This window comes from Kineococcus rugosus (assembly GCF_050871975.1).
Taxonomy (GTDB): domain Bacteria; phylum Actinomycetota; class Actinomycetes; order Actinomycetales; family Kineococcaceae; genus Kineococcus.
Window position 1 is genome coordinate 37,271 of sequence record NZ_JBJLSJ010000021.1, and the last position, 18,111, is coordinate 55,381.

16 protein-coding genes are annotated in these 18,111 nt (G+C 75.8%); 8 read left to right on the forward strand and 8 right to left on the reverse strand.

Features of this window, described 5'->3' with window-relative positions:
- Positions 1 to 93 precede the first annotated feature (93 nt).
- Both ACRYM6_RS13480 and ACRYM6_RS13485 read right to left on the reverse strand, forming a co-directional pair.
- The gene (locus tag ACRYM6_RS13480; protein WP_432543390.1) at positions 94 to 273 is read right to left on the reverse strand and encodes a hypothetical protein; all 180 of its coding nucleotides are present in this window, start codon (positions 271 to 273) and stop codon (positions 94 to 96) included.
- Positions 274 to 608: 335 nt separating this feature from the next.
- The gene (locus ACRYM6_RS13485; RefSeq protein WP_432543391.1) at positions 609 to 1,337 is read right to left on the reverse strand and encodes an SDR family oxidoreductase; all 729 of its coding nucleotides are present in this window, start codon (positions 1,335 to 1,337) and stop codon (positions 609 to 611) included.
- Positions 1,338 to 1,380: 43 nt separating this feature from the next.
- On the opposite strand from ACRYM6_RS13485, the gene ACRYM6_RS13490 reads away from it, so the two are divergent.
- The 3 genes from ACRYM6_RS13490 to ACRYM6_RS13500 all read left to right on the forward strand — a co-directional run bounded on the left by ACRYM6_RS13490 (position 1,381) and on the right by ACRYM6_RS13500 (position 3,943).
- Complete coding sequence (locus ACRYM6_RS13490; protein ID WP_432543392.1) at positions 1,381 to 1,746, forward strand: MerR family transcriptional regulator; 366 nt, start codon at positions 1,381 to 1,383, stop codon at positions 1,744 to 1,746.
- A 1,279-nt stretch (positions 1,747 to 3,025) separates the two neighbouring features.
- Entirely contained in the window at positions 3,026 to 3,445 is a 420-nt protein-coding gene (locus ACRYM6_RS13495; protein WP_432543393.1) for a hypothetical protein, read from the forward strand.
- A 9-nt stretch (positions 3,446 to 3,454) separates the two neighbouring features.
- Positions 3,455 to 3,943, forward strand: coding sequence for a hypothetical protein (locus tag ACRYM6_RS13500; protein WP_432543394.1), 489 nt, complete (start codon positions 3,455 to 3,457; stop codon positions 3,941 to 3,943).
- Positions 3,944 to 3,965: 22 nt separating this feature from the next.
- Here ACRYM6_RS13500 and ACRYM6_RS13505 read toward each other — a convergent pair whose 3' ends face one another.
- A complete protein-coding gene (locus tag ACRYM6_RS13505; RefSeq protein WP_432543395.1) occupies positions 3,966 to 4,517 on the reverse strand; it encodes an NAD(P)H-dependent oxidoreductase in 552 nt (183 codons plus the stop codon).
- Between the two features lie 130 nt (positions 4,518 to 4,647).
- On the opposite strand from ACRYM6_RS13505, the gene ACRYM6_RS13510 reads away from it, so the two are divergent.
- The gene (locus tag ACRYM6_RS13510) at positions 4,648 to 5,265 is read left to right on the forward strand and encodes a TetR/AcrR family transcriptional regulator (protein WP_432543433.1); all 618 of its coding nucleotides are present in this window, start codon (positions 4,648 to 4,650) and stop codon (positions 5,263 to 5,265) included.
- A gap of 38 nt (positions 5,266 to 5,303) precedes the next feature.
- Here the strand turns inward: ACRYM6_RS13510 and ACRYM6_RS13515 are convergent, their stop codons facing one another.
- The 4 genes from ACRYM6_RS13515 to ACRYM6_RS13530 are packed head-to-tail and all read right to left on the reverse strand — an operon-like array spanning position 5,304 to position 9,306.
- Positions 5,304 to 5,849 (reverse strand): GNAT family N-acetyltransferase, encoded by a 546-nt coding sequence (locus tag ACRYM6_RS13515; RefSeq protein WP_432543396.1) that lies wholly within the window; start codon positions 5,847 to 5,849, stop codon positions 5,304 to 5,306.
- Positions 5,846 to 6,238, reverse strand: coding sequence for an ATP-binding protein (locus tag ACRYM6_RS13520; RefSeq protein WP_432543397.1), 393 nt, complete (start codon positions 6,236 to 6,238; stop codon positions 5,846 to 5,848). Before ACRYM6_RS13520 ends, ACRYM6_RS13515 begins: the two co-directional genes overlap by 4 nt.
- A gap of 12 nt (positions 6,239 to 6,250) precedes the next feature.
- Positions 6,251 to 7,087: an HDOD domain-containing protein gene (locus ACRYM6_RS13525; RefSeq protein WP_432543398.1), complete on the reverse strand. Its 837-nt coding sequence runs from the start codon at positions 7,085 to 7,087 to the stop codon at positions 6,251 to 6,253.
- Positions 7,088 to 7,095: 8 nt separating this feature from the next.
- On the reverse strand, positions 7,096 to 9,306 hold the full coding sequence (locus tag ACRYM6_RS13530; RefSeq protein WP_432543399.1) for a putative bifunctional diguanylate cyclase/phosphodiesterase: 2,211 nt from the start codon (positions 9,304 to 9,306) through the stop codon (positions 7,096 to 7,098).
- Positions 9,307 to 9,527: 221 nt separating this feature from the next.
- On the opposite strand from ACRYM6_RS13530, the gene ACRYM6_RS13535 reads away from it, so the two are divergent.
- The 4 genes from ACRYM6_RS13535 to ACRYM6_RS13550 are packed head-to-tail and all read left to right on the forward strand — an operon-like array spanning position 9,528 to position 16,340.
- Complete coding sequence (locus ACRYM6_RS13535) at positions 9,528 to 10,715, forward strand: MFS transporter (protein ID WP_432543400.1); 1,188 nt, start codon at positions 9,528 to 9,530, stop codon at positions 10,713 to 10,715.
- Positions 10,712 to 12,295, forward strand: a complete 1,584-nt coding sequence (locus ACRYM6_RS13540) for a DUF3375 domain-containing protein (protein ID WP_432543401.1) — start codon at positions 10,712 to 10,714, stop codon at positions 12,293 to 12,295. The genes ACRYM6_RS13535 and ACRYM6_RS13540 overlap by 4 nt, the downstream gene beginning before the upstream one ends.
- The gene (locus tag ACRYM6_RS13545) at positions 12,292 to 12,969 is read left to right on the forward strand and encodes a DUF4194 domain-containing protein (protein ID WP_432543402.1); all 678 of its coding nucleotides are present in this window, start codon (positions 12,292 to 12,294) and stop codon (positions 12,967 to 12,969) included. Before ACRYM6_RS13540 ends, ACRYM6_RS13545 begins: the two co-directional genes overlap by 4 nt.
- Positions 12,966 to 16,340: an ATP-binding protein gene (locus tag ACRYM6_RS13550; RefSeq protein WP_432543403.1), complete on the forward strand. Its 3,375-nt coding sequence runs from the start codon at positions 12,966 to 12,968 to the stop codon at positions 16,338 to 16,340. The genes ACRYM6_RS13545 and ACRYM6_RS13550 overlap by 4 nt, the downstream gene beginning before the upstream one ends.
- A gap of 149 nt (positions 16,341 to 16,489) precedes the next feature.
- Here the strand turns inward: ACRYM6_RS13550 and ACRYM6_RS13555 are convergent, their stop codons facing one another.
- The gene (locus ACRYM6_RS13555) at positions 16,490 to 17,980 is read right to left on the reverse strand and encodes a hypothetical protein (protein ID WP_432543404.1); all 1,491 of its coding nucleotides are present in this window, start codon (positions 17,978 to 17,980) and stop codon (positions 16,490 to 16,492) included.
- Between the last annotated feature and the right edge of the window lie 131 nt (positions 17,981 to 18,111).

The window sequence follows — 18,111 nt, forward strand, 5'->3', positions numbered from 1 at the left end:
GACCACGGCGCCGGCTGGGCCGACCCCTCCAGCCCACCGGCGAGCGGGTCGGTGTGACTGGTCCCCTCGGACGGGAAACAGGTGAGGCCAGCGTCAGGGGTGTTCGTCCTGGTTCGACAGCACGGTGGAGGGCAGCACGGTGAAGGGCAGCACGCCGTGCACCGTCCTGGACGGGGCGGTGGAGGTGACGGTGCGCATCTCCCCCGTGGCGTCGACGCGGGCGTCGTCGATCTCGGTGGGTACCGAGCGCGGTCCGGTGCGGAGGGCGATCACGTCGGAACCCCTCCGGACCGCACGGCGGTGGCGGTCGTCGAGGGGCACAGGACCGGGGTGGTGAGGGAGTTCGACGGCCGACTCCCCGCCGGGTGGCGGTGTGGTGGAGCGGGTCGGTGCTGGACAGGTGGGTGAAACCCGGGACCAGCGGGACGGGGAGGCACCCGCGGAGCCGGCCGACGGGGAACTCGGAACCGGTCAGGGGGGTGGCGCGGATCTCCAGCCCGGCGAAACCCTCGACCCACCGCACGACGAGCTACCGGCAACGGGCGAGATCCGGCGGCACACTGCGCGCTCGCACGCCGGGAATTTCGCTGGTCAGGGGGTGCCCGAGGTCAGGCCGTGAGGAACTGGCGGTAGAACTCTGCCGGATCCTCAGCCAGCGAGGCTTTGACCCGTTCGGTCGGTTCGTCGACGACGACCTCGATCCTCGACGCCGCGACGCCGTCGAGCACCGCGCGGGCGACGTCGGCGGGGTCGTTCTTCGGCAGGTCGTGACCCTTGATCATGTCGGTGTCGGTGGCTCCCAGGTGGGCTGAGGTGACGAGGGTTCCCTGGCTCGCCAGTTCCAGACGGAGGGCGTTGCTCATGTTCCAGTTCGCCGCCTTGGACACGGCGTACGCGCCGTTGCCGGGGTAGGCGGACCAGGAGAGCGCCGAGGCGATGTTGACCACCGCGCCGCCGCCGTTCGCGGCCAGGATCGGCGCGAACGCACGCACCATCGAGAGGGTTCCCCAGAAGTTCACGTCCATCTCGGCGCGAACGGCGTCCAGGTCCCCCAGGAGGTTCGCCCACGTCGAGGACCCCGCGTTGTTGATGAGGAGGTTCACGTCCCCGGCGCTCCGCGCGGCCGACGCGACGGCCTCGGGGTCGGTGATGTCCAGGGCGAGGACGCGCGCCCCAGGGACGTCGATGGATTCAGGTCGGCGGGCGGCGGCGTAGACCGTGGCGCCACGCTCCAGGAGCTGGCCGACGAAGTGCGCTCCGATGCCGCGGTTGGCGCCGGTGACGAGTGCGGTGGTGGTGCTGTCGATGTTCACGTCGACTACGCTAAACCCTGACATCGATGTGAGAGGCAAGCAGTTCGCCGGGACCGGAGGTACGGGAGTGCGGATCGGTGAGGTCGCCGCGCGTGCGGGGGTGAGCGTGCGAGTTCTGCGCTACTACGAGGAGCAGGGGTTGCTGTCCGCTCAGCGGAGCCCCAGTGGGCAGCGGCACTACGGCGAGACGGCCGTCGACCGGGTCAGGCTCATCCAGCAGCTCTACGCGGCGGGCCTGTCCAGCAAGGCGGTGGCCGAGCTGCTGCCGTGCGTCGACACCAGGACGTCCACCCCTGGGGTGCGCGGGCGGCTGAGGCAGGAACGTGAACGGATCGATCGGCAGATCCAGGAGTTGTCGGCGGCCCGCGCGAAGCTCGACGAGGTGATCCGCAACGCGGAGAACCCCGGGTCGGGCTACACCTACGTCCCCTGAAACAGGGTTGGGCGGCTGACGCCCACCGAGCCTCCAGACCTGGATGATCTCCCTCGGGACGACCGACGACAGCTGCTCACGTCACTCGTCGGGTGGTGGGCCGACCCGGCCGGCGGTGGCGGGTTTCGTCGACGAGGCGGCGGGTGACGGTGAGCGGGGCCGCGACGTGGGTGCGGAGTTCCACGACGGCCCAGGATCGGCCGGTGACCCGGCGCAGTTCGCCGTAGCCGTCGAACCAGGCGTCAGTTCCCCCGACGGGCCAGCGCTCGCCGACCTGGATCGGACCTCCGCTCCCTCCACGGCGCTGCGCCAACGCCCTCCGCGAACTCCCGGACGACACCGTGGCGGTGCTGGACGGTGTCCGTGTCATCGAGCTCGCCTGCACCGCGGTGGACGAGGTCCGCCGCCGGCTGACCACGGCGAGGGAGAGCCTCGCTGATCGCGGCCGCGCCCGGCTCGAGGCCGCGCTGCAGGCCGGTGACCCTCGCCTGAGGATGACCGCCGCCTGCCACGCCTGCGAGGATCTGCGCTCGGTGTTCCACGCCTCTCCCGGCTGCGGGAAGGACCACCACCGAGCGGGTGCTCGCCCCCTCCCACCGCTGCCCCGTCCCGCAGATCGCTCGGTGGGGTCGGACGCTGAGGTCTCGGCGGACCGAGGTGCCGGCCTCCTTCGATGACGACCCGGCCCGGCCCGGCTTCAGCAGGGGTGGCACCGAAGCGGTCGACCTCATCACCGGGAGAACCCGCCGTGACCCACGGATCCCGGGAGTCCGGCAACGACCGCCTCCACACCCTGCGCGCCGCCGACAGCACCCGTCCGCGACGACGACGGCGCGGGTCAGGGTGATCGACCCACCCGTGGATCCGAGGAGCCGGTTTCGCGGCGGTCGGACCGGTCAAGCGGTGTCCGTCACCGAGCAGGTGCGGGCGGCGGGTGTGGGCGGCGGATGTGCTCGCCACCGGGGGCGACGACCGCACCGAGGTAGGGGTGCTCATCCCGGCGGGCACCGCCGGCAGCAGCCCGGTGACGGTGGACCCAGCGCGGTGGAGTCCTGCCGCACCGTCGTCGGCGGCGACGCCAGGTGCGTCGTCCGGGGATCGCCAACCTCGCCGGGCAGGCGTCCTCGGCGCCCCGCAGCCCCGCCGCCGGGGTGGTCCCGCCGCGCGGACGTGCACCGCCCGGCCCCGGCCCCGGCTGTCGACGACGCCGAGGGCCGGGAGGCACCTGTCCCCCTGGTGGCGCATCCAGCCCGGCGCCGCCGGGCCCGATCCTCCCTGCATGTTCACGTCCGACGTCACCGCGCCCCGCGTGGTGGGTTTCTCCCGCGAGGGTGGCTGGTGCCAGGCACCCGGCTGCGCGCACCCGGTGCCCGAGGGCGCCGCCGTCGTGCGGGACGGGTCCGGTACGACGCGGTACTACGCCCGGGCCTGCGTGCGCCGGGTCCTGGGTCTCAGCCTCACGGTGGACGACCTGCACGCGATCGAGGCCCGCCGGCACGCCGCGTTCGTGCTGGACCTCGCCGTCCTGCACGCGGTGTTCGTCGCGGAGGACCGGGCGTCGTGCGCCGCCGCGCTGCCGCTGCTGGAGACCCTGGGCCCGGCGACGGTGGCCGAGCGGGTCGTGCTGGAGTCGGTCCGCAACCGCCTCGAACTCGTCGCGCACGCCCTGCGCGAGCCGTCCCCCGACGTGGCCGCGTAGGCTCGGCGCGTGGCCCTGCCGATCAGTCACCCGTTGCAGCGGTACAGCATCAGCGGGTACCGGGAGTCCGACCTGTTGTCGGGCGCGGTGGCCTGGTCGGCGAACCTGCTGCGGTACGGGCAGAGTTTCGGGCTGGTCAGCGACGACGGCCTCGGCGGGCCGTGCGAGTGGACGTTCACCGACAGCGGGTACGGCGAGGAGTTCCTGGCCGCGGCGGCGCAGCTGCACCCGGGCGCCGAGCACCCCGGGGACGTCCTGGTCGACCAGCTGATCACGATCCGGCAGCTGAACTCCCTGGACCAGGTCGCCTACTGCCTGGACGGGGACCGGTTCGAGGAGCTCGGGGAGCACCGGCTGGCCGAGCCGGGCCGCACCTTCCCGCAGGTGCGCCGCGACCTCGCGACGCGCTGCGCGGACCGGAACCCGCGCATCTGGGACAAGAGCGTCTCGGCGATGGTGCCGGTCCGGCCCGAACCGCCCGCCACCCCGGGCGGGTGACGGGCGGTCGGGTGAGCCGGGTTCAGGCGGCGCGGGCGGCGGCGACGAGGCCGCCGAGGACGGCCTGGATCTTCTCCACGACCTCGGCGTCGTCCTTGGGGTGCACGTCGGCGAAGCGCGTGACCGAGCCGGGGATGGAGAAGGTGACCTCGGCCAGGACGTTCGCCCCGGCGATGCCCAGCGCCTTGCGGGCGTCGTCCTGCGCCCACACGCCGCCGTACTGCCCGAAGGCGGACCCGGCGACGACCAGCGGCTTGCCGGTCAGCGGGCTGGCGCCGTAGGGGCGCGAGGCCCAGTCGATGGCGTTCTTCAGCACGGCCGGGATGGTGCCGTTGTGCTCGGGGGTGACGACGAGGATCGCGTCGGCGGCGGTGACGGCGGCGCGCAGGTCGGTGGCGGCCTGCGGGACCGAGCCCTCGACGTCGACGTCCTCGTTGTAGAACGGCAGGTCGGCCAGGCCCTCGTAGATGCTCAGCTCGACGCCCTCGGGCGCGTGCGCCACGGCGGTCTCGGCGATCTGGCGGTTGGTGGAGGCGGCGCGCAGGCTGCCGACCAGGACCATGACGTTGGTCATCGGGGGCTCCTCGGGGAGGTCGTCGGGGCGGCGACGCGCTCGCCCTCGATGCGGACTGTAGTCCGTTTCTACTGCGACCTTCAAGCACCGGTTGGCCCGGCAGGGGCCTACGCTGCCTGCCGTGGCACGGATGCTGACCCAGCTCGCGGTCCCCGGGGTCCCCGGCCGCGCGGACGCCTCGCGCAACCGGGAGCTGCTGCTGAGCACCGCCCGCCGCCTCGTCGAGGAGGTCGGCGTCACCGGGCTGAGCATGGACGCGCTGGCCGCCGCGGCCGGGCTGGGCAAGGGCACCGTCTTCCGCCGCTTCGGTTCGCGCGCGGGCCTGTTCGGGGCGCTGCTCGACGAGTACGAGCGCGAGTTCCAGGCCGCCTGCCTCAGCGGCCCCGCCCCGCTGGGACCCGGCGCCGCCCCCCTGGACCGCCTCCTCGCCTTCGGCCACGAACGGCTCCGGTTCACCGCCGAGCGCGGGCACCTGATCCGCGAGGTCAACGCCCGCCCCGCCGTCGCGAGCGCCCCGGCGGGCTTCAGCCGGCTGCACCTGCGGGTCCTGCTCGGCGCGGCCGGGGTCCGCGGGGACGTCGAGGTCCTGGCCTTCCAGCTGCACGCGGCGCTGGAGGCACCGCTGGGGTACTACGTCGAGGGCCACCTCGACGGCGTCCCGCACGTGTCGCCGCAGCGGCTGGCCGAGGGGTGGGACGCCCTCGTGCGGGCCGTGGTGACGATTTCGGCGGCCCCGGGCAACCCCTGAGCCCGACGGGGGACGGCGCGCCGCCGCTCCCGGACCGGTCAGGTCGCGGCGACCCGCTGGTACAGCACGTGGTCCTGCCAGCGGCCGGCGATCCGCAGGTACCGCCGGGCCACCCCGATGCGCTCGAAACCATTGCGCTGCAGCACCGCCTGCGACGCGGAGTTCGACAGCAGGGTGCCCGCCTGGAGGCGGTGCAGCCCCAGCCCGCCGGGGCCGTCGGCGAACGCGATCCCCAGCAGCGCGGCGACCGCGTTCGTGGCGACGCCGCGCCCGTTGACGGCCTCGGCGACGAAGTAGCCCACGTCGGCGGACTGGGCGGCGCCCCGCACGATGCCCGACACCGTCAGCCGCCCGACGAGCTCACCGTCGTGCTCGATGACGTACGGGACGGCGCGCCCGGCGGCGTGCTCGGCCAGGGCGTCGCGCAGCAGCGCCTCCTGGCCCTCGGCGGTGAAGTAGTGCTCGTCGCGCTCGGGCTCGTAGGGGGCCAGGAACGGCCAGTTCCCCCGCAGCAGCGCCGCGACGGCCGGGGCGTCGTCCGTGCGGGCCAGCCGCAGCGCGGTGCCGACGGCCGGCTCGGTCACGAGATCACGAACCAGACGGTCTTGCCGTTGTCGTCGCGCTCGACGCCCCACCGGTCGGAGATGATGTCCACCAGCGCCACCCCGCGCCCGCCCTCGGCCTCGGGGGCCGCGTCGCGCCGCACCGGGGGGTGCGGGTTGCCGTCGGAGACGGCGACGTGCAGGGCCGGGCCCTCACCGTCGCAGGAGACCCGGACCCGGACCGGCGGACCGCCGTGGCGGACGGCGTTGGTCACCAGCTCCGAGATCAGCAGCTGCGCCTCGTCCAGCACGCGGGCGTGGTGCGCCGCGCAGTAGGCCTCGGTGAGGAACGCCCGGGCCCGCCGCGCCGAGTGCTCCTCGTCGGGCAGGGTGATCTCCGCCGCCGGGGTCGCCTCGCACACGAGTGACATCCAACACCATGCTCAGGAGGTGAGCAGCTGCACCAGTTCGGCGGCGGTGCGCGTCACCACCGCCCGCAGCGCGTCCACCTCGGCGTCGCGCACGTGCCCCGCCGACAGCTGGTCGGCCGGCACCGGCCGCCGGGCCGGGTCCAGGATCCGCTCGGACAGCTCCACGCCCAGCCGCACGCAGGTGGCCAGCGGCGTCGCCCAGCCCGGGCGGTCGACCTGGGCCAGGGCCTGCGCCAGCTCGTCGGGGAAGGCCCACGCCGCGAGGGCCTCGGCCGAGACCCGGGTGTGGACGGCGCCGTAGCGGCGGCTCTCGGCGGCCAGCAGGTCCTCGCGGCCGGCGGCACCGGCGACCAGCAGCGGGTACTCCACGGGGTCGCAGCGCACCAGCAGGGCCTGGCCCAGCCGGGCCAGCAGCCCGACCGAGAACGCGTCGGGCGCCCCGCAGCGCAGGCGGGGCGCGAACTCGGCGGCGGCGACGGCGGTCAGCACGCTGCGGTCCCAGAAGCCCTCCAGCGCCTCGGGGACGTCGTCGAGCCCGGCCATCGCCGAGACCGCCAGGCTGCGCACGGTGGAGAACCCCACGACGGTCACGGCGAAGCCGGGCGCCGAGACCCGGCCGGAGAGGCCGAAGTACGCGGAGTTGGCCAGCCGCAGCACCTTCGCCACGAGCGCGGGATCGCAGCTGAGGGTCCGGCCCAGCGACGTGGCGTCGGAGCGGTGGTCGTCGGCCTCGGCGATCACCTTCGCGGCCACGGGGCGGTGGGCGGGCAGGTCGTCCAGTGCCGCGGAGACCCGGCCGAGGACGTCGACGGCGCCCGGCGCGGTGGTGGTCGTCACGCTCTCGCTCACCGGCCCGTTCACGCCGGGACCTCCCGCGGGGTGGGCAGCGCCGGCCGCGGGGCCAGCTCGCCGCCGGCGCGCAGCAGGTCCACGAGCGCCTCGGGCGTCAGCGGCCGCGAGTACAGGTACCCCTGGACGGCCTCGCAGCCGAGGTCGGTGACGACCTCGTCCTGCTCGGGGGTCTCCACGCCCTCGGCGACGACCCCCAGGCCCAGCGTCCGGGCCAGCGACACCACGGCGGCGGCGACGGCGCGGGCGGGCCCGCCGGCGACGCCGGCACCGGCCGAGCGCAGGTCGCGGACGAAGGAGCGGTCGACCTTGAGGTGGTCGACGGGCAGGTCCTTGAGGTAGGCCAGCGAGGAGTAGCCGGTGCCGAAGTCGTCGATGGCGACGCGGGCGCCGTCGGCGCGCAGCTCCTCCAGCACCTGCCGGCAGGCGCGCAGGTCGCTGGCCAGCGCGGTCTCGGTGACCTCCAGGCACACGTCGCGCAGCTCCAGGCCCGCCGCTGCCACGGTGCGGCGGACCCCGGCGGCGAACCCCTCGGCGGCCAGGCTCACCGCCGAGACGTTCACGGCGACGTGCTCGGGGCTGGCCGCCAGCCGCCCGGCGGCGTGCGCGGCCCGCCAGGACGCCAGGTCCCGGCAGGCGACGGCGAGCACGTGCGCGTCCAGGGCGGGCACCAGGTTGGCCCGCTCGGCCAGCTCGATGAACACGTCGGGGCGCACCGGCCCCAGCTCCGGGTGCGTCCAGCGGCACAGCGCCTCCACGCTGCGCAGCCGCGCGGGGCGCCCGGGCCGCACGACCGGCTGGTAGTGCACCTCGACGCCGCCGCGGGCCAGGGCCTCGCGCAGGTCGGCGACCAGGCGCAGGGCGCGGCGGGCGCGGGTGCGGACGTCCTCGTCGAGCAGCGTCCAGCGCCCGCCGCCGGCGGCCTTGGCCTCGTGGACGGCGATCCCGGCGTCGCGCACGACCTCCTCGGCGCTGCACCGCAGGCCCGACAGCAGCACGACGCCGATGCTGGCGACCAGCCGCAGCCGCAGGCCGTTGACCTCCACGGGGGCCAGGACGGCGTCCAGCACGCGGCGGGCGGTGGCCTCCACGGCGTCCAGGTCGGTCAGGTCGCCGCAGACGAGGACGAACTCGTCCCCGCCGGGACGGGCGACCATGTCGCCGCTGCGGACGGTGCGGGCCAGCCGGCGGGCGATCTCGACGAGGACGGCGTCGCCGGCCTCGGGGCCCAGGCCGTCGTTGACGGTCTTGAAGTCGTCGAGGTCGACCATGAGGACGCCGACGCCCTCGCCGGGGCCGGCCGGGCCGGCCGGGCCGCTGGTGGTGCCGTCCCCGACGAGGTCGGCGAGGCGCTCGAGCAGGGCCAGCCGGTTCGGCAGCCCGGTCAGCAGGTCGTGCTGGGCCTGGTAGGCGAGGCGGTGCTCGCGGGCGAGACGGTCGGTGACGTCCTCGACGGTCCCGATGAACCCCGCGCCGTAGCCGGGAGTCCGGCTGGGGGCCAGCCGGATCGTGACCCAGCGGACCTGCCCGGCGGCGTTGCGCAACCGGGTGTCGACGACGACGCGCTCGCCGGCCAGGACGGCGGCGACGGCCTCGACGACCCCGGCGCGCTCGTCGTCGACGACGTGCGTCAGCCAGGCGGTGCCGCACAGGTCCTCGGCCGGGAGCCCGACGAGCTCGGCGAAGGCGTCGTTGACGCGCGAGAGCCGGGCGCCGAGGTCGGAGACGATCGTGGGCACCGGGGAGCTCTGGGCCAGCGTCGCGAAGCGCTCCTCGGCCGCGCGCAGCGCCGCCTGGGACCGCTCGTCCCGGGGCAGGACGACGGTCAGCACCCAGAAGTGCTCCCCGCCGCGCGCGCCGTCGCGGTCGGGCACGGGCCAGGCGACGACCTCGGTGGGGCGGGTGGTGCCGCCGGAGGTGACGGCCTCGACGGCGTACCGGGTGCGCCGCTCGCGGGAGAGCTGCTCGACGGCCGAGCCGGGCCGCAGGAGGCGGGTGACGGCGAGGTCGACGAGGTTGTCGGCGTCCACGCCGAACAGGTCGGCGGCGGCGCTGCTGGCCCACCGGACGCGGGGGACCTCCAGGGCTCCGGTGCGGGGCCGGGAGACGACGAGGGCGGGCTGGTCGGCGGCGGCCACGTAGTGCAGCAGGGCGGCGTCGACCGCGGACGGCGGTTCGCCGCTGCCGCGGTGCTGGCTGCCCCACGCCTCGTTCAGCACTGGTCCCCGTCCACGAGCGGTCCGGCGGCCCCGGGCGGGGCCACGTCGAGACCTCCATCGGCACGTTCGGCGACGAGCTGATCCCCCCGGGGGCGGCGGTGTCCCCCGGACGGCGGACGCTGCGGCGCGTCACCACCCGCCCGGGTGAGCCGGGCAGGGCTTAGCGTGGGGTCAAACGTCCGGCCCGCGAGGCCGGTCCGCCCCGGGGGGAAGGACGCGCCGTGCTGACGGCGTTCTTCGCCGCAGCCGCGTGGGGGCGGGTCGGGCTGGCCGCGACACCCCTGGCGCTGCTGTGGCTGGTGCACGACCGGACGGGTTCGTGGGGACCGGCGGGGCTGGCCACCGCCGGCCTGGCCCTGGCCGAGGCGGTGGTGGGGCCGCAGACGGCCCGGCTGGCCGACCGGTGGGGGCAGACCCGCGTCCTGCTGCTGCTGGCCGCGGCGCACGGGCTCGCCGCGGCGGTGGTGCTGGGCACCGCCGGCCCGGGCACGACGGGGGTGCTCGCGCTGGCGGCGGGGTTCGCGCTGGGCGCGAGCCTGCCCCAGCTCGGCGCGTTCTCGGCGGCGCGCTGGTCGCACCGCCTCGGCGGGAGCGGCGGGTCCGGCGGGTCCGGCGGGGGTGGGCCGGTGCTGGCGAGGGCCTTCGGGTGGGAGGCGCTGGCGGGCTCCACCGCGTTCGTGCTGGGGCCGGTGCTGGCCTCGGCGCTGGCCGCGACCGGCCGCAGCGGCGCGGCCCTGCTCGGGGCGGGGGCGCTCGTGGTGTCCGGCGCCGGGGTGCTGGCCGCGCTGCGCGGCTCGGCCCCACCGGCGGCCCCACCGGCGGCGCGCCGGTCCCGGGTGGGCGGGCGCCCGCGGGGTGCCCGGGCCGCGCTGGCCGTCAACGCCCTGCTCGGGGTGCACTTCGGCGCCCTGCCGCTGGCCGTCGCGGCCGGTCACCCCGCGGCGGCGACGGCCCTGTTCGCGGCCTCCAGCTGCGGGGGGCTGCTGGCCGCGCTGGTGCTGACGCGGCGCCCGGCGCCGCGGCGCGCGGCGGGGGTGCTGGCCGGGGGCGCGGCGCTGCTGCTGGTGCCCTGGCCGGTGCCGGTGCTCGCGCTGGTGCTGCTCGCGGTGGGCGCGACGCTCCCGCCGGTGGTCGTGGCCGCCGCGGTGCGGGCGCGGGAGACGGCCGGCCCGGGCCGGCTGACCGGCACGTTCGCGTGGCTGGCCTCGGCCTCGGCCGCCGGCGGGGCGCTGGGCGCGGCGCTGGCCGGTCAGGGCGTCGAGCGGGCCGGGCCGGCGCCGGCGTTCGCGCTGGCCGCCGCGGCGCTCGCGGTGGTGCCGGTGGTGCTCGCGCGGCCCGCGGGTGGTCGGGGCGGGCCGCGGACTCGTCTACCGTTCTCCGAGCACGACGGCACCCCGGAGGACCTGTGAGCAGCATCCGCGACGACCTGGCGCGCGCCCAGCGGGCGTTCACCCGGCCAACGCTCAGCCTCCTGCGGCGCCCGACCGGCCCCCTGGTGGTGGCGGTGCTGACCTGCGCGTTCGGGGGGCAGCGCTCGCGGATCCCCGCCGACCGGTTCCACTCCCAGGTCCAGGGGCTGCTGGACGAGCTGGCCCTGCACGGCCAGGAGGTCCCCGACACCCCGGCCCGCGAGCTGGTCCGCGGCTGGGTCCGCGAGCAGTGGCTGTCCCTGACCCCGGTCGGCGGCCCCGGCGCGGACGCGGTGCGGGAGGACCGCGCGGAGGACGGGGAGGACGAGGCGGACGAGGAGTACGCGCTGACCTCGCACGCCCAGGACGCCCTCGACCACGTCGCGCGGATCGGCGGGGACCGGGTCCTGCTGGGCGAGTCGCGGATGCGGACGATCCTCGACGCGGCCCGCCGCTGCGCGCTGGAGGCCACCCCGGACCGGGAGCGGCGCGTGCAGCGCCTGGAGGAGCAGATCGCGCAGCTGAGCGCCGAGCGCGACCGGCTGCTGGCCGGCGACGACGAACCCGCCTCGAACGAGCGGGTGCTGGGGCAGTACCTGAACCTGGAGGACCTGCTCTCGGCGCTGCCGGGGGACTTCCTGCGCGTCTCCGAGGAGGTCCGCCGCATCCACCGGGAGATCGTCGGCGACTTCCGCGCCGAGCAGCGCCCCTCCGGGGAGGTGCTGGACGACTACCTGCGCCGCGCCGAGGGCATGCTCACCGGGTCCGTCTCGGGGCGCGCGTTCGCCGGCGCCGTGGAACTGGCCCGCGACGAGGACACCCTGCGGGAGCTGCAGGCCGACCTCACCACCATCCTCGACCACGGTTTCGCGGCCGACCTCAGCGGCGAGCAGCGGCACGCGCTGCGCACGACGCTGGAGACGATCGGCGACGGCATCGAACTGGTCCTGGAGCAGCGGCGGCGGCTGTCGGCCTCCCTGCGCTCGCACATCCTGCGCCACGACCCGTTGCGGGACAGGGAGCTCGACGAGGCGCTGCGCGCGGCGGCCGAGCAGCTGACCGGCTGGATGGCCACCACCGGGCCGCGGGCCACGATCGACGTGTCCTCCCCCATCCCCTCGGCGCGGATCGCGGTCACCACGATGCGCACCCGCCTGCACGACCCCGCCGACGACGCCAGCCCGCCGCCGCTGCGCGCGCACGACGGCGACCCCGGCGAGGGGTCGTCGCTGGAGGAGCTGCGCCGCTTCGGCGGCCCGGACTTCGAGCGGCTGCGCTCGGCGCTGACCACCGCCGACCCCGGCGCGGGGACGGCGGGGGTGTTCGACGACCTGCCCGACGACCTGCGCCGGCCGGCGGACCTCATGGGGCTGCTGCACCTGGCCGTGTCGGTGTCCGGCTCGGACCCGCGAACCACCACGCGCGAGGCCGTGTACACCACCACCCGCCCCGACGGGACCGTCCACCGGTTCCTGGGTCCCGACCTGCCCCTGCGCGACGGGACCCTCGAGGGGGCCCCCGACGAAACCCGAGAAGAAACCCGAGACGGCACCGACGAGGAGTCCCGGACCCCCGCATGAGCGACCCCACCCCCGTGCTGCCCCCCGAGGCGGACCCGCTGCCCGAGGACGGCCTGTTCCCCGGCGACAGCGGGACCCTGGCCGAACCCGTCCGCACCGTCCTGGTGCAGCTGCTGCGGCGCCGGTACGTCTCGGCCGCCCAGCACCCCGCCGCGTGGCGGGTCCTGCTGGAGCACCAGCGGTCCCTGCGGTCCCGGCTGAACGACCTGTACCTCGACCTGGTCGTCAACACCGACCACCAGGTCGCGTACAAGCAGCAGGCGCCGGCCGCGGCCGACCGGTTCCCGACGCTGCTGTTCGACCAGCCGTGGAGCCGGGAGGAGACCGTCCTGCTGGTGTGCCTGCGCCGCCTGGCCCGGTCCCGCTCGGCCGCCGGGGACACCGAGGTGTTCGTCGACCGCGCCGAGCTGATCGACGAGGTGGGGCACTTCCGCCCGCTGTCGAGCACCAACCGGGCCCGTGACCTGCAGCAGGCCGCGCTCGGGGTGGACAGCCTGCTGCGCCAGGAGGTGCTGCTGCGCACCGGGACCGAGAACCGCTACCGGGTCTCCCCCATCCTGGAGGTCCTGCTGCCGGTCGACGTCGTGCAGCGGCTCGTGGCCCAGCTCACCGAGCACAACTCCGGCACCGGCCCCGCCGGCCCGACCGACCCCGCCGAGCAGGAGACGACGTGACCGACGGCCCCACCATCCCCGGCCTCGCCCTGGCCGGCGCCGGCCGCCAGCAGTGGCACGTCGCGCACGCCCAGCTGGTGAACTGGGGCGGTTTCGACGGCTACCACCGCATCGAGTTCGACGAGCGCGCCAACCTCGTCACCGGCGCCTCGGGCACCGGGAAGTCGACGACGCTCGACGCGTACATCGCCGTCATGATGAACACCGCGACCGCGTTCAACGGCGCCAGCAACGACGCCGTCACCGGCCGGGCGCGCTCGGCGACCCAGCGCAACCCGCTGTCGTACGTGCGGGGCAAGCTCGACGAGGTCCTCGACGAGCAGACCGGCAAGAACCGCGACGCGACGCTGCGCGGGCGCGACGCGGCCGGGAACCCCGCCAACGCCTGGTCCGGGCTGGCGTTCACGTTCCGGCACACCGGCGGGCGGACCCTGACGACGATGCGGCTGTACTTCGCCCCCGCCTCGGCCAAGGACCCCCGCGACGTCAAGGACCACCTGGCGGTGTTCCGCGGCGACTTCGACCTCGCCCGCGTGGAACCGTTCGCCGAGCGGCGCTTCGACCACAAGGCGATGCGCCGCGAGTTCGAGGGCCTGGACTTCTTCGACTCCTACTCCCGGTTCGCCGCCACCGTGCACCCGGTCCTGGGGATCGGCGCCGACGGCGACGGCTCGGCCGCGATGAAGCTGCTGGGCCGCATCCAGGCCGGCCGGGAGGTCGCCTCGGTCGACCAGCTGTACCGGTCGATGGTCCTGGAGCGTCCCCGGACGTTCGAGGCCGCCGACCGCGCCGTCGCCCACTTCGCCGACCTGGAGTCGACGTACGCGACGATGAAGACCGCCGAGGAGCAGATCACCGTCCTCGGCGAGATCCCGCGGCTGCACGAGGACCTGTCGCGGGCGCGCGACGCGATCGACCTCGCCGACGCGCTGGGCTCGTCGGAGAACAGCGGTTTCGCGTTGTGGGCGGCCCGCATCGAGGCCCGCCTCGTCGAGGCGCAGGAACGGGCCGCCAAGACCCGCCGGGACGAGGCCGAGGCCGACCTGCGGCGCGCGCGGGCCGAGCGGCTGGCCGCGGAGGTCCGCGTCGACGAGAACCGGCAGCTGCTGGACACCCACGGCGGCGGGGCGCTGGAGACCCTGGGCCTGCAGCGGAAGGCGGCCGAGCAGGCGCACTCCGGCACCGGGGCCGCGCGGCGCCGGTTCGCCGAGCAGACCCGGGCGCTGGGCGACGTCGCCGGGGACCGGGAGGGTTTCGAGGACCACCAGCGCGCCTCGGCGCAGTTCCTGCGGGACCTGCCCGGCGCGCTGGAGGACCTGGAGGAGCAGGGCCGGGCGCTGGCGGAGTCGGCCGGGCCCGACCTGGCCGAGCGGCAGCGGCTGTGGGCCGAGAAGCGCTGGTTCGCCCGGCGCAGCGACCTCATCCCGCACGACCTGGACGCGACCCGCACGGCCATCGCGCAGCAGCTCGGGCTGGACCCGCACGACCTGCCGTTCGTCGCCGAGCTCCTCGACGTGCGCCGCGAGGACGAGCAGTGGCGCACGGCGGCCGAGCTGCTGCTCGGCGGTTTCGCCCGCAGCCTCGTCGTGGACCGCTCGCTGCGCTCGACGTTCCGCCGCCGGGTGGACCAGCTGCGGCTGCACCGCCGCGTGCAGTTCCAGTTCGCCGACACCGGCCTGCCGGTCGCCGAACCGGACCCCGCGACGCTGGTGGGCAAGCTGCGGATCCGCGAGGACTCCCCGTACCGGGGCTGGCTGAGCACGGTCCTGCCGCAGGACTTCCCGCACCTGGCCGTGGAGGGCCCGGACGCGTTCGGCGAGGACCGGGTCCGGCGCATCACCCGCGCCGGGCAGGTGCAGAACGGCGACCGCGGCGCCCACGGCGGCCAGGAGGGGCTGCGCGCCATCCTGGGTTTCTCCCCCGCCGCGCTGCTGGTGCGCATCGAGGAGGAGGTCGCCGCCGTCGACGCCCGGCTCGCCGGGCACCAGCAGCGGCAGAACGCGCTGACCGCGGCCCGCACGGACCTGCTGGCGCGGGAGAAGGCCCACCAGCGGCGCACGGAGGTGCGCTGGGAGGACGTCGACACCACCGCCACCGCCGCCGCCGTCGCGGCCCGCCAGCGCGAGATCGACTCCCTGCTGGCCACGAACGACCAGATCGCCGCGCTGCGCGCCGAGCGCGACCGGCTCGACGTGGCCGCCGACGAGGCCCGGCAGGGCGAGGCCCGGGCGCAGATCACCCTGACCGCGGCCGAGAAGCTGTGGGGCGACCTGGTGGCGCTGCAGGACGAGGTCACCGACCAGCTCGCCGACCTCGACGAGCGCGGCGTGGAGGTGACCGCCGACCAGGCCGGGCACCTGGCCGAGCTGCACCGCCGGTACGGCATCGACGACACCGTGGAGAACTTCCGCCGCGTGCTGCCGAAGATCCGGCAGGCCACCGCCGAGGGCCGGACCGAGGCGCTGGCCCGCGAGGCGGACGCCGTGAGCCGGCTCGAGCGCGCCTTCCGGGCGTTCCAGAGCCGCTGGCCGCAGCCGAACCTGGGCCAGGGCGTCGCCTCCTACGAGGGGTACCGCGAGATCCTGGACGACCTGACCCGGCAGGGCCTGGCCGAACGCGCCGAGGAGTTCCGCCGCCAGGTGGTCAGCTGGTCCGGCGACGACCTGCTGACCCTGCAGTCGACGTTGCGCCAGGCCGGGGCGGACATCGTGAACCGGCTGGCCCCGGTCAACGAGATCCTCGCCGGGCTGCCGTTCGGTCCCACCGGGGACCGGCTGCACATCGAGGTCCAGCCGCAGACGATCGCCGAGGTCACGGTGTTCCAGCGGGAGCTGCGCGACCTGGCCGGGGGGTCGGTGCGCCCGGCCGACGCGGCCGCCGTCGAGGAGCGGTTCCTGGCGCTGCGCGCGTTCATCGACCGGATCCGCAACGTGCCGGGCAACACCGCCGAGCGGGACCTGCTGCTGGACGTCCGCAAGCACACCTCCGTCCGGGCGCTGCGCGTGGACCCCGCCACGGGCCGCACGCTGAGCATCTACGACCACCTCGGCGGCAAGTCCGGGGGCGAGGTGCAGGAACTCATCGCGTTCATCGTGGGGGCCGCGCTGCGCTACCAGCTGGGCACCAGCCGCAACGCGCTGCCCGTGTTCGCCCCGGTGTTCCTCGACGAGGGGTTCGTGAAGTCCGACGGGGAGTTCACCGCGCGCGGGGTGAACGCGTGGCGAGGGCTGGGTTTCCAGCTGATCATCGCCGCCCCGCTGGACAAGGTGCCCGCGATCGAGCCGCTCATGCAGCGGGTCATCGAGGTGACCAAGACGCCGGCCGGGTACGCCCGGGCCCTGACGCTGGTCGACGCCGACGAGGGGGCCTGACCCGGCCCCCCGCCGGGTCCACCGCCGGGCAGGTGCAGCTCGGCGGTGGCCGAGGTGTGACTACGCGGGTCTCACGGGCGGCTCGGGGACACGACCGCCCGTCCTGGGCACCGCCCGGCCCGGCGGGTCCAGCCGCTGGACGGCGGGGCCTACCGACCGTCCTGCGCCCGGAACAGCACCAGCTCGTCGGGCGACTGCCACGTCCCGGCGTTGGTGGTCCACTGCTCGACCCCCTCCGGCGGCGCGATCGCGGCGCTGCGCCAGCGCAGGACCCACGGCGTCGGCTGCGCCGGGCCGGGGTCGCGGTGGGTGTAGTTCCACTCCAGCAGCCGGCCCAGCACCGGACCGGCGTCGGCGATGCGGGCCTCGACGAGCGGCTGCAGCACCGCCGGGTCGGAGAACTGGTCGATGAGCTCGCAGTCGCAGGCGTAGGCGAGGGTGCCGATCTCCCCCGGGGCCGTCACCCGCTGGTCCCCGACGAGCTCACCGACGTCGGCGCCGATCTGGCGGTACTGCGCGGGGGTGGCGAAGTTGCCGAACACCGGCGGGTAGGCCCACGGCAGCGGCCACGCCGCGGCGGGTACGGTCGCGGCCAGGCCGCCCAGCGCGGCCGCCGACAGGACGACGGGCAGGACCCGCCGGACCCGGTCGCGCAGCAGCAGCCCCAGCCCCAGGACGGCGGTGAACGACAGCGCCGCCATCGCCGGCACGTAGTACCACTGGTACGGCGGGACGCCCAGGACGCTGTAGACGGCGAAGTACCCGACCCCGCCCAGGCCGAGGCCGACCAGGCCGGTGCGGACCGCCTCGCGGCGGCGCACCAGGGTCAGGAGCAGGACGAGCAGGACCACGAGCCCGACGGCCGCGGCCGCCACGCTCACCGCGACGGCCAGCGGCGTGTTCGGCCAGTAGTGCGTCCACAGGCCCCGCAGGTAGGTGCGGCCCTCGCCGAAGTTCCGCTGGCTCGTCTTGATGACGAAGGTGTCCGGGATCGCCGACCCGAGCCAGAACCAGCTGGTCACGAACCACGGCAGCGCGACGGCGCAGCACGTGAGCACCGCGACGTGCAGGCGCCGCACCACCGGGGTCAGCAGCGCGAGGAGACCGACGAACACGACCGTGTCCAGCCGGGCCAGCAGCGCGGCGGCCGCGGCGACCCCGTACAGCGCGGGGCGGCCGGCGACCCCGGCGGCCAGCAGCGCCGTCACGGCGGTGAACACCAGCACGACCTCGAGGCCGAGGGCCGAGAGCAGGAACGGGTTGGCCAGCACGACCACGACCCCGGCCGCGGCCCACCACGCCGACAGGCCGGCGCGCCGGACGACGACGCCGGCGCAGGCGGCGGCCACCGCCCCCAGGACCGTCGTCACGACCCCGAGCGCGAGTTCCCCGTCGGCCCCGGCGAAGGGGCCGACGACGAGGAAGCCCAGCGCCAGCAGGGCCACGTTCAGCGGGGAGGTGGCGGCGTTCGACCGGATCCCCGGGGTCATCCCCCAGTGGCCGTGCTCGGCGAGGTTCCGCGCGTAGGCGAGGGTGATGTACGTGTCGTCGATGAGACCGCGGGACGCCACCCACGCCGCGAGGGCCCCCACGACGGCCCCGAACAGGGGCAGGACGGTTCTCCGGGTCAGGCTGGGCACAGGGGTGATCCCACCACACTCCCGGTACAGCCCGCGCACAGCGTCCGGTGCGGTGGGCCGGCTCCGGACGCCGGACGGGCGGCCACCCCACCCGGGGTGACCGCCCGTCCGGGCGACCGGCGGCGCGCGGC